10 protein-coding genes are annotated in these 11,403 nt (G+C 63.0%); 7 read left to right on the plus strand and 3 right to left on the minus strand.

What is annotated here, in order from left to right:
* Positions 1 to 2: 2 nt before the first annotated feature.
* From AC07PV_RS13065 to msrQ, 4 genes are all read left to right on the plus strand, one after another.
* A complete protein-coding gene (locus tag AC07PV_RS13065; protein ID WP_218340351.1) occupies positions 3 to 2,159 on the plus strand; it encodes a cytochrome c biogenesis protein ResB in 2,157 nt (718 codons plus the stop codon).
* Complete coding sequence (gene ccsB, locus AC07PV_RS13070) at positions 2,156 to 3,502, plus strand: c-type cytochrome biogenesis protein CcsB (RefSeq protein ID WP_218293411.1); 1,347 nt, start codon at positions 2,156 to 2,158, stop codon at positions 3,500 to 3,502. The genes AC07PV_RS13065 and ccsB overlap by 4 nt, the downstream gene beginning before the upstream one ends.
* A 149-nt stretch (positions 3,503 to 3,651) precedes the next feature.
* Positions 3,652 to 4,656 (plus strand): protein-methionine-sulfoxide reductase catalytic subunit MsrP, encoded by a 1,005-nt coding sequence (msrP, locus tag AC07PV_RS13075; RefSeq protein WP_492254679.1) that lies wholly within the window; start codon positions 3,652 to 3,654, stop codon positions 4,654 to 4,656.
* A gap of 65 nt (positions 4,657 to 4,721) precedes the next feature.
* Entirely contained in the window at positions 4,722 to 5,372 is a 651-nt protein-coding gene (gene msrQ / locus AC07PV_RS13080) for a protein-methionine-sulfoxide reductase heme-binding subunit MsrQ (RefSeq protein WP_218293413.1), read from the plus strand.
* Between the two features lie 109 nt (positions 5,373 to 5,481).
* Here msrQ and AC07PV_RS13085 read toward each other — a convergent pair whose 3' ends face one another.
* Positions 5,482 to 6,300: an oxygen-binding di-iron domain-containing protein gene (locus AC07PV_RS13085; RefSeq protein ID WP_218293414.1), complete on the minus strand. Its 819-nt coding sequence runs from the start codon at positions 6,298 to 6,300 to the stop codon at positions 5,482 to 5,484.
* A 134-nt stretch (positions 6,301 to 6,434) separates the two neighbouring features.
* A complete protein-coding gene (gene lptM, locus AC07PV_RS13090; RefSeq protein WP_218293415.1) occupies positions 6,435 to 6,644 on the minus strand; it encodes an LPS translocon maturation chaperone LptM in 210 nt (69 codons plus the stop codon).
* A 12-nt stretch (positions 6,645 to 6,656) separates the two neighbouring features.
* On the opposite strand from lptM, the gene cyaY reads away from it, so the two are divergent.
* Complete coding sequence (cyaY, locus tag AC07PV_RS13095) at positions 6,657 to 6,986, plus strand: iron donor protein CyaY (RefSeq protein WP_218293416.1); 330 nt, start codon at positions 6,657 to 6,659, stop codon at positions 6,984 to 6,986.
* A gap of 68 nt (positions 6,987 to 7,054) precedes the next feature.
* Here the strand turns inward: cyaY and AC07PV_RS13100 are convergent, their stop codons facing one another.
* On the minus strand, positions 7,055 to 9,448 hold the full coding sequence (locus tag AC07PV_RS13100; protein WP_218293417.1) for a penicillin-binding protein 1A: 2,394 nt from the start codon (positions 9,446 to 9,448) through the stop codon (positions 7,055 to 7,057).
* Between the two features lie 268 nt (positions 9,449 to 9,716).
* On the opposite strand from AC07PV_RS13100, the gene AC07PV_RS13105 reads away from it, so the two are divergent.
* A complete protein-coding gene (locus AC07PV_RS13105; RefSeq protein WP_218340348.1) occupies positions 9,717 to 10,796 on the plus strand; it encodes a pilus assembly protein PilM in 1,080 nt (359 codons plus the stop codon).
* Positions 10,793 to 11,401 carry a PilN domain-containing protein gene (locus AC07PV_RS13110; protein WP_494630455.1) on the plus strand — a complete coding sequence of 203 codons (609 nt, stop codon included), beginning with the start codon at positions 10,793 to 10,795 and terminating at the stop codon, positions 11,399 to 11,401. The genes AC07PV_RS13105 and AC07PV_RS13110 overlap by 4 nt, the downstream gene beginning before the upstream one ends.
* Positions 11,402 to 11,403 lie beyond the last annotated feature (2 nt).

Genomic DNA, 11,403 nt, shown 5'->3' on the forward strand with positions numbered 1-11,403 from the left:
CCATGTCCGACAACACCCAAGGCCTTCGCATCCAGTCTGGTTCCCAGGCCTTGCGCGCAGGGATCGAACTGCTGTCCTCGATGCGGTTCGCCATCTCGCTGCTGACGGTGATCTGCATCGCCTCCGTGATCGGCACGGTGCTCAAGCAGCATGAGCCGGCGGTCAACTATGTCAACCAGTTCGGGCCGTTCTGGGCCGAGCTGTTCGGCGCCATCCAGCTCAACGCGGTCTACAGCGCCTGGTGGTTCCTCCTCATCCTGGCGTTCCTGGTGGTCAGCACCTCGCTGTGCATTGCCCGCAACACGCCCAAGATCCTCATCGACCTGAAGGTCTACAAGGAAAACATCCGGGAGCAAAGCCTCAAGGCCTTCCACCACAAGGCCGAGGCAGGGCTGAGCGGGTCCGCCGAGGCCGAGGCGCGCCGCATCGGCACGATGCTGGCGGGCGGCGGCTGGAAAGTGCGCCTGCAGCAGCGCGACACGGCCGCCGGCCCCGGTACCGGCTGGATGGTGGCCGCCAAGGCGGGGGCTGCCAACAAGCTGGGCTACATCGCGGCGCACAGCGCCATCGTGCTGGTGTGCGTGGGTGGCCTGCTGGACGGTGACCTCATCGTGCGCGCCCAGATGCTGCTGGGCGGCAAGACCCCGTACCAGGGCGGCGGGCTGATTGCCGATGTGAAGCCCGAGCACCGCCTGTCGGAGCGCAACCCGACCTTCCGCGGCAACCTGCTCGTGGCGGAGGGCACGCAGTCGAGCACGGCGATCCTGAACCAGTCCGACGGCGTGCTGCTGCAGGACCTGCCGTTCGCCATCGAGCTCAAGAAATTCATCGTCGAGCACTACTCCACCGGCATGCCCAAGCTGTTTGCCAGCGAGATCGTCATCCATGACAAGGCCACGGGCGAGAAGACCCCGGCGCGCGTGGAGGTGAACCACCCGGCCAGCTACCGCGGCATCGAGATCTACCAGTCGAGCTTCGACGACGGTGGTTCGCACCTGAAGCTGCGGGCCGTGCCCATGGTGGCAGGCGCCAAGGCCTTTGATGTCGAGGGCGTGGTGGGCAATTCCACCCAGCTGACCAACAACGGCGGCGGCACTGGCAGCGAGACGCTGACGCTGGAATTCACGGCGCTGCGCACCATCAATGTCGAGAACTTCGGCGGAGCAGGCCCGGGTGGCACCGGTGTCGATGTGCGCAAGGTGGACCTGCGCGAGTCGGTGGAGTCCCGCTTGGGCGCGGCCAACAAGACCGTGACCAAGAAGGAGCTGCGCAACGTGGGCCCCAGCGTGAGCTACAAGCTGCGCGACGCGGCGGGCCAGGCCCGCGAGTTCCACAACTACATGCTGCCCGTGGACACGGGGGACGGCGTGCCGGTGTTCCTGCTGGGGGTGCGCGAGAGCCCGGCGGAACCGTTCCGATACCTTCGCGTGCCGGCCGATGACAAGGGCGGCATGGACGGCTTCATGCGCCTGAAGGCCACGCTGGCCGACCCGGTGGCGCGCGAACAGGCGGTGCGCCGCTATGTGGCGCAGGCCATCGATGCCTCGCGCACGGATCTGGCCGAGCAGCTGCAGCAGTCCGCATCGCGGGCGCTGGCCCTGTTCGCCGGACGCGGCATGGTGGACGGCAAGCCCACCGGTGGCCTGCAGGCGGTCTCGGACTTCATGGAGGCGAATGTGCCGGAGGCCGAGCGCGCGCGCGCCGGTGAAGTGCTGGTGCGCATTCTCAATGGCACGCTGTTTGAGGTGGCCCAGCTGTCGCGCCAGAACGCGGGCCTGCCGCGCCTGCCGCAGGATGAACAGACACGGGGCTTCATGACCCAGGCCGTGCTGTCGCTCAGCGACGCGCAGATATACCCCGCGCCACTGGCGTTCGAGCTCAAGGACTTCACCCAGGTGCAGGCCAGCGTGTTCCAGGTGGCCCGAGCCCCTGGCAAGAACATTGTCTATCTGGGTTGCGCCTTGCTGATCCTCGGTGTTTTTGCCATGCTGTACGTGCGCGAGCGCCGCGTCTGGGTCTGGGTGGCGCCGCAGGGCGGCGGCAGCCACGCCACCATGGCGCTGTCCACGAACCGCAAGACCATGGACGGGGACCAGGAGTTTGTACAGCTCGCACAGAAACTGATCGGGGCCGGCAAGGCCCCGGAAGGCACCGCATGAACACCGCCACCGGCAACACGAATACCGCGATCACCCTGAATGAGGGGTTCTTCGCCCGCCGCAACTGGTTCGACTGGCTGTTCGCGGCCATCGTGGCGGTGGGCGGCCTCTATGCGCTGCAGCGCTACGGCAGCTACATGGATGTGTACGAAAAAGGCATCCTGCTGGGTGCCATTCCCTGCACCATCTGGCTGGGCTGGTTCTGGCGGCCGCTGCGCGTGCTGATGCTGGTGGTGACGGCGGTGGCGCTTTTTGCCATCGGCCTGTACCAGCAGGACGGCGCGGGCAGCCTGGCGCGCGCGGACACGGTGTTCGGCCTCAAGTACTTCCTGTCGAGCCAGTCCGCCATCCTCTGGATGAGCATGCTGTTCTTCATCAGCACCGCGTTCTACTGGATTGGCATGTTCTCGCGCGGCGAAGGCAGGACCATGGGCATGCTCGGCTCGCGCATCGCCTGGGTGGCCGTGGCCATGGCGCTCATCGGCACGCTGGTGCGCTGGTACGAGAGCTACCTCATCGGCCCGGACATCGGCCACATCCCGGTGAGCAACCTGTATGAAGTGTTCGTGCTGTTCTGCTGGATGACGGCGGCGTTCTACCTGTACTACGAGCAGCAGTACGACACCCGCGCGCTGGGCGGCTTCGTGATGCTGGTGGTGAGCGCGGCGGTCGGCTTTCTGCTCTGGTACACCGTGGTGCGCGAGGCGCATGAGATCCAGCCCCTGGTGCCCGCGCTCAAGAGCTGGTGGATGAAGCTGCACGTGCCCGCCAACTTTATCGGATACGGCACGTTCGCGCTGGCTGCCATGGTGGCGTTCGCCTACCTCATCAAGCAGCAGGCCACCGAAACCCGCTGGTACAAGCTGGCCCCCCTGTGGCTGCTGGGCGTGGTGCTGTGCTTCGAGCCCATCGTGTTCCGCCAGGGCGCCACCGAGAACGGCGGCAGCTACTGGATGGTGTACTTCGGCATCTCGGCATTCATCGTGGCGGGCATCCTCTTCGGCCGCAAGCGCATCGCGGCGCGCCTGCCGTCGTTCGAGATCCTGGACGACGTGATGTACAAGTCCATCGCCGTGGGCTTTGCGTTCTTCACCATCGCCACCGTGCTGGGGGCGCTGTGGGCGGCCGAGGCCTGGGGCGGCTACTGGAGCTGGGACCCGAAAGAGACCTGGGCGCTGATCGTCTGGCTCAATTACGCGGCCTGGCTGCACATGCGCCTCATGAAGGGCCTGCGGGGTACTGTCTCGGCCTGGTGGGCGCTGGTCGGCCTGGCGGTGACCACGTTCGCATTCCTGGGCGTGAACATGTTCCTGAGCGGGCTGCACAGCTACGGCACGCTGTAGGCCCGCGGCTGCCCGCACGCGCCTCCCAGGCAAGAGAGGCGCCTGCAACTATTGTGTCTTCGGTGTAACCTGAACGGCCCAGGGAACGAACTAGCAGTGTTCCGCTCTATCGCAGAGTCCGTTTCAACCGAGAACCACCGGAGACACCCATGCTGATTCCATCCCGCGAACCGGGTTTCAACCACCCGCATTCCTCCGAGATCACGCCGCGCTCGGTGTACGAGGAGCGGCGCAGGATGCTCCGGCTGATGGCCGGCGGGGCGGCGGGCGCGGCACTGGCCGCCTGGGCCGGGCGCGAGGCGCTGGCACAGCAGGGCACTGTCGCGCGTCCTGGCAAGCTGGCGGCGCTGGCCAGTGCGAAGTCCACCGTGCCGGGCGCCATCTCGATGGAAAAGCTCACCGACTACAAGGACGCGAGCACCTACAACAACTTCTATGAGTTCGGCACCGACAAGGCCGACCCCGCCCGCAATGCTCACACCCTGAAGACCACGCCATGGACCGTGGAAGTCGAAGGGCTGGTGAAGAAGCCTGGCAAGTACGGCATGGAAGACCTGCTCAAGCTCAGTGCCCAGGAAGAGCGCATCTACCGGCTGCGCTGCGTGGAGGGCTGGTCGATGGTGATTCCATGGGTGGGCTATTCGCTGTCCGAACTGATCAAGCGGGTGGAGCCGCAAGGCAGCGCCAAGTATGTGGAGTTCGTGACGCTGGCCGACAAGGCCACCATGCCGTTTGTCGGCTCGCGCGTGCTTGACTGGCCCTATGTGGAGGGCCTGCGCCTGGACGAGGCCATGCACCCGCTGACGCTGCTGGCGTTCGGCATGTACGGCGAAGTGCTGCCCAACCAGAATGGCGCGCCGGTGCGCCTGGTGGTGCCCTGGAAATATGGATTCAAGAGTGCCAAGAGCATCGTCAAGATCCGTTTTGTCGAGAAGGAGCCAGGCACGGCGTGGAACAAGGCGGCCAAGCAGGAGTACGGCTTCTACTCCAACGTGAACCCCGAGGTGGACCACCCCCGATGGAGCCAGGCCACCGAACGGCGCATTGGCGAAGACGGCCTCTTTGCCAAGAAGCGCAAGACGCTGATGTTCAACGGCTACGAAGCCCAGGTGGGGCAGCTGTACGCGGGCATGGACCTCAAGAAGTTCTACTGACCGCCGCGTCCGCCCGGCTTCGCCGTCACGTCCGGTGGCGAAAGCCCGGCCCGGCCCTTGCCCCCATGCGAAAACTGCTGCTCCATCCTGCCGCCAAGCCCGTGGTGTTCGTGCTGTGCCTGCTTCCGCTGGCCTGGCTGGTGTATGCCGCGGCCGCCAACGAACTGGGGGCCAACCCTGCCGAGGCCCTGATCCGCGCCACGGGCGACTGGACGCTGCGCGCGTTGTGCCTGGTGCTGGCGGTGACACCGCTGCGCGTGCTGGCCTCCACGCCCCAGCTCGCGCGCTTTCGGCGCATGCTGGGGCTGTTCGTGTTCTTCTATGGGTTGCTGCACCTGCTGAGCTACGCCTGGTTCGACATGGGCTTTGATGTGGCCGACATCGTGCGCGACATCGTCAAGCGGCCCTTCATCCTGGTGGGGTCCCTGGCGCTGCTGGTGCTCACGCTGCTCGCCGCCACGTCGTTCAACCGCGCCATCAAGGCGCTGGGTGCAAGGCGCTGGCAGGCCCTGCACCGCAGCGTGTACGCGGTGGCGGGGCTGGCCATCCTGCATTTTTTCTGGATGCGCGCGGGCAAGAACGATTTTGGCGAGGTGGCGGTCTACGCGGTGGTGCTCGCGGCCCTGCTCGGCTGGCGGCTGTGGCACCGGCTGCGCAAGCGGCAGGCGGCGCAGGGGGCGGCGGCTCCCCGCCGGACGGCCGCTGGGGCCCGGTAACGCAATGCGGATGGATGCTAGATCGATTGCTATAAAATATATAGCTACCTGCGCTTGCCAGTAAAGCGCCAGGCCCTGTTTTTATTGAAGATCGAGCAAACGGCCCGTGCTACCGCCCCAGCCCGGGCCGCAGCTGCCGGGTCACCGGATCGATGTAGCTGGTGGGCAATTGGTAGGCCCGGTCGTCGAACAGGTCGATGCCGCACATCAGGTTCTCGATCCAGTCCATGAAGTCGCTGATGGCCTGCTTGCCGATGATCGGCGCGCCGTGCTGCGGAACGAGCATGGAAATATCGAGCTGCCGCGCCATGCGCACCCACAGCCGCAGGATCTTGTTGGAGACCATGTAGCGGCGGTGAAACCCCTCCATGCGCGGGATGTGCGCCTTGAGGTCGGTCACCGGCACGCGTGCCTCGGCACCGGACATCATGGACACCCCCAGATCGCCCGTGAACAGGATGCGGCTGACCGGGTCGTAGAAATGGAAATTGCCTTCGGAATGCATGAAATGCGCAGGCAGCAGCACCAGTTCATGGCGGCCCAGCGGCAGGTGGCCGCCGCTGTCGGGCACCCCGATGACCCGGTTCTCCGTCTTGCCGACCTTGGTGAAGTGCGGGGCGAAACGCTCCCACACGCGCGAGATCACCAGGTCTGCCTTGGTGCTGGTCATCCACCGGTCCAGCGAGGCAATGATGTCCGGGTCCGCGTGCGAGGCGATCAGGTACGACAGCTTGTGTGGCGGGAAATGCTTGGTCATTCCCATGAACAGCTCGTTGAAAGCGAGGTTGCCGCCGGGATCGATGATGGCGCCCGTGTCGTCGTCCACGATCAGGAACTGGTTGGCCTGCACGGCCTGGCCGTCTTCCTCGATGAGGTCGGTGAACATCAGACAAGCGTGATTCTTGTCGCGGTAGAGTTCCAGGGCCATGGCCATCCTGCAGTGCGATAAAGCACGGACTGTACGATTGACCCTTCGAGGTGTCCTTGATGGAAATCAAGCACCTCGGCATTGGTGGTGGCAGCCAGGTGGGCCGCAGGCCCCTGCCGGCGATTCGCCGCGGCTTAACGCGGCTGCGACGCGGCAGCCGCCGGTGCCTGGGCGGGCGTGGTCGTGCCGACGCTGGGTGTCAGGGTCTGCGGAAGGGTTGCGCGCTGTGCAGCCGCGGGGCTGCTGGGAAGATACAGGGGGCCTCGCTGGCCGCAGCCGGCGAGGGCCGCCGTACTGGCGGCAAGGACAAGCGTCCTGACTAGAATTTGGGAAGCTATCAACATGCGCAAATTGTAATGACCGACCTTGAATTCCTGGACCACGCCGAAAAACTGCTTCTGGCCGTCGAGCGCAGTTGTGATCGTATCAACGACGCGACCGAGGCCGATGTGGACGCCCAGCGCTCGGGGGGCATGGTGACGCTGACCTTCCCCAACCGCAGCCAGATCGTGATCAATCTCCAAAAGCCGCTCCACGAGGTCTGGATGGCGGCCCGCTCCGGCGGCTACCACTACCGTTTCGATGGCCAGGCATGGCAAGACACCAAGGGCGCGGGAGAGTTCTTTGACTGCCTGAGCCGTGACGCAGCCCGGCAAGCGGGCCTGCCGCTGCAGTTCTCGGCCTAGGGAAACCGCCTCAGCCTGGCTCAAGCTTGCTGCCCCCCCAGGCTGGGCCTCTGATAGTTCCGGCCCTGTCAGTTGCGGAACAGGTCCAGGATGCGGTTTCGCTCCTCCGCCGGGGGCGGTGCGTGCGGGGCCACCGCCGGTGACGCAGAGCGGTCATCAATGCCCACACTGGAGATGCCGCTGTGGCGGGCGTACTCCTCGTAGAACCACTCTCCGCCGACGTTGACGACGCCAGCCGGCACCGTGGGTTCCATGACCGGCACACCCTTGAGCGCGCGTTCCATGAAATTGATCCATACCGGCAGGCTGAGCCCGCCCCCGGTTTCGCGGCTTCCGAGGTTGCGGGGCGTGTCGTAACCAATCCAGGTCACGGCGGCGATGGTAGGCTGGTAGCCGGCGAACCAGGCGTCGACCGAATCATTGGTGGTGCCGGTCTTTCCGTAAAGGTCCGGGCGCTTGAGCGTGGATTGCGCGCGCGCGGCGGTGCCGGACCGTGTCACCTCCTGAAGGAGGCTGTTCATGATGAAGGCGTTGCGGGCGTCGATGGCGCGGGGCTGCTCGCTGGTCACCGGTGGCGTTGTTTCCGAGATCACGCGGCCCTTGTGGTCCGTGACCTTGGCGATCAGCCAGGGGTTCACACGGTATCCGCCATTGGCGAACACGGAATAGGCGGTCGCCATCTGCAGCGGCGTGACCGAACCCGCGCCCAGGGCCATCGTGAGGTAGGCCGGGTGCTTTTCCGCATCGAAGCCAAAACGCGACACCCATTCCTGGGCCGTCTTGGGGCCCACGGCCTGCAGGATCCGGATCGAGATCATGTTCTTGGACTTGGCCAGGCCGGTGCGCATGCTCATGGGCCCGTCGTACTTTCCGTCGTAGTTCTTGGGCTCCCACGGCTGGCCGCCCGTGACGCCGGCGTCAAAGAACAGCGGGGCGTCATTGATGACCGTAGCGGGCGTGAACCCCTTTTCCAGCGCCGCGGAATAAATGAAGGGCTTGAAGCTCGACCCCGGCTGGCGCCAAGCCTGGGCCGCGTGATTGAACTTGTTCTTGTCAAAGTCAAACCCACCCACCAGGGCCCGGATCGCCCCGCTGCGCGGGTCCAGGGCCACGAACGCGCCCTCGACTTCAGGCAGTTGTGTGATCTCCCAGGCGTTCTTGGGGGTCTTCACGACCCGGATCACCGCACCTCGGCGAATCTTGATGTTCGGCGGTGCCTTGTCGCTGAGGCCCGACTGCGCGGGCTTCAGGCCGTCGCCGGTGATCTCGAGGTTGTCGCCATTGGCCCGGGCCGCAATGATCTTGCGGGGAGAGGCTTCCAGAACGACGGCGGAGAGGACATCCCCGTTGTCCGGGTGATTGGCCAATGCGTCGTCAATGGCATCCTCGACCTCCTGGGCTGCAGTGGGCAAGGCCACGAACTTCTCCGGCCCCCGGTACTGCTGTCGCCGCTCGTAGTCCATGATGCCCCGGCGCAGCGACCCATAGGCAGCTTCCTGCTCTGCCGCGTTGAGGGTCGTGTAGACATTCAATCCCCGTGTGTAGGCCTCGTTGCCATACTGAGTGAAGATCAGCTGGCGCGCCATCTCGGCGACGTACTCCGCATGGATCCGGGTGTTGTCCGGTCCTGACCGGATTTTGAGTTCTTCCTTCTTGGCGTCCGTGGCCTGCTGGGCTGTGATGAATCCGTTCTCCTCCATGCGCTCGATGATGTACAGCTGCCTGGAGCGCGCCCGTTTCGGATTGCTGATCGGGTTGTACGCGGAGGGCGCCTTGGGCAGGCCGGCCAGCATGGCCGCCTCTGCCACCGACACGGCTTTCAATGGCTTGCCAAAATACGCCTCCGAGGCCGCCGCAAATCCATAAGCGCGATTGCCGAGATAAATCTGATTCATGTAAATTTCAAGAATCTGATCCTTGCTCAGTAAATGCTCAAGCTTGAATGTCAGTAAGATTTCGTAAATTTTGCGTGTAAATGTTTTCTCTGAAGAGAGGTAAACATTGCGTGCAACCTGCATCGTGATAGTGGATGCCCCCTGGCTTTTCACGCGGCCCAGATTGGCGAGACCAGCGCGAACCACGCCCTTGTAATCAACGCCGCCGTGTTGAAAGAAGCGGGCATCCTCAATGGCCAATACTGCGTCCTTCATGACCTTGGGGATTTCTCCAATGGGGGTGAGATTGCGGCGCTCTTCCCCAAATTCGCCGAGCAAAGCACCTTCCGCTGAATAGACGCGCAGGGGCAGCTTGGGCCGGTAGTCGGCAAGATCGGAAATGTCCGGCAGGTTCGGGTAGGCGACGGCCAGGGCCACGGCGATGGTCAGCGCCAGCCCGAAAGCGGCTGCAGTTGCCAAGCCTGCGATCCAGAGGATTGCACGCAGGAACCAACGAAGCCAGGTGGGACGGTGGGGAGCGGGGGAGGAGTCCGGCTTGTCGGTGGACTTCGATGGAGAGGACGGCATATCGCTCCGGAGGGGTAGGGCCCCCCATTATAAAAATGTCTGCTCCTGAGCACGGAAAATCGCAGCGCCGTGCGATGAGCAGGTCGCCAAAAGGCGCGCCACCCTCCCCAAACGGTCTTGCAAAGCGCCAAAAATTCGTCTGCTTTTGGCAACGCTCCGCAAGTGTTACGCGGGGAAAAATCTTTGCTGGAGAACTATCTTACTGATAGCATTCATGTGAAGTGTTAAGTTTTGTTGCCTCATTTTGGCAAGTTACAGGGGACCAATCTTGAGCTCAATGGGGTCTTTGTTCAGTCGCCAGTCTGCGCCGCTGCTGGGAATCGACATCAGTTCTTCCAGCGTCAAACTGGTCGAGCTGGGGCGTGATAAGGCGGGCAGTCTGGTGCTGGAGCGCTGTGCGATCGAGCCGCTGGAGCGCGGGTGGATCGCCGATGGCAACATCGAGAAGTTCGATGAGGTCGCTGATGCCCTGCGCCGACTGGTCAAGAAAAGCGGCACGCGCACGAAGAACGTCGCCTTGGCGTTGCCGCCGTCGGCTGTCATCACCAAGAAGATCACGCTGCCAGGCGGGATGACAGAACAGGAACTCGAAGTTCAGGTCGAGTCCGAGGCCAATCAATACATTCCCTTCTCCCTCGACGAAGTGAGTCTGGACTTCTGCGTCATCGGGCCCAGCAAGAACGCTCCTGGCGATGTGGACGTCCTTATTGCCGCGTCGCGCCGCGAGAAGGTACAGGACCGGCAAGGTTTGGCGGAGGCAGCCGGGCTCAAGCCGGTGGTGGTGGACATTGAATCCCACGCGTCCCGTCTGGCTGCAGGCCGCCTGATTGAGGCGTTGCCGAAGAAGGGGGTGGATGCCATGGTCGCACTTTTTGAAGTGGGTGCCCTGACCACGAGCATGCAGGTCATTCGCAACGAGGAAGTTCTTTACGACCGCGACCAAGCATTTGGTGGGGCGCAACTTACACAACTGATTGTTCGCCAGTACGGGTTCTCCATCGAAGAGGCTGAAAGCAAGAAGCGAAATGGTGACCTTCCTGAAGATTATCAATCTGCCGTCCTTCGACCTTTTGTAGACAGCATGGCACAAGAAATTGGCCGGGCATTGCAGTTCTTCTTCACGAGTACACCCCACAACCGCGTTGATCACATCATGTTGGCCGGAGGATCTGCTCCATTGCCAGGCCTGACAGAAGCAGTGACCCAGCAGACCGGATTCGCGTGCAGCGCCGTCAATCCATTTGACGGCATGGAAATTGGAAGTTCCGTTCGTTTGAAAAAAATGGTGCGTGAAGCACCGTCGTATCTGACCTCATGCGGTCTGGCCATGCGGAGGTTCCTGCAGTGATATTGATCAACTTACTTCCTCACCGGGAAGCTGCGCGCAAACGTCGAAAAGAGGCCTTTCAGGCCACGATGTTTGCATCGTTTCTCATCGGCTTGGCTATTGCGGGTGCGATTTACTGGTGGTTTCAGATGATGATCACAGCTCAGCAGGAGCGAAATACATTCTTGCAGGGCGAAATTAAAATTCTTGAAGGGCAGATCAAGGAAATCGCGACGATTGAAGATGAGATTGCTGCTCTGCGGGCAAGACAAAAAGCTGTGGAAGATCTTCAATCTGACCGCAATCTGCCCGTTCATTTGCTCAATGAGCTTGTGCGCCAGATACCGGAGGGTGCGTATGTGACCAGCATCAAGCAAACTGAGCAGGTCATTGCCATGCAAGGTGTCGCTCAATCCAATGAGCGTGTTTCTGAAATGCTCCGAAACCTCACGGATAACACTCCTTGGTTGTCGAAGCCGGAATTGGTAGAGATTGTGGCAAGTAACGTTGCGCTTTCCTCCAAGGATCAGCGCCGGGTCTCATCCTTCAATCTGCGCTTCCGGCTGATGCGCACCGGGGAAGCACAAAAAGTAAAAGACGCTGCCAGCGCCGCGATTGGGAAATAAAC

The organism is Acidovorax sp. GW821-FHT09A11 (assembly GCF_059418365.1).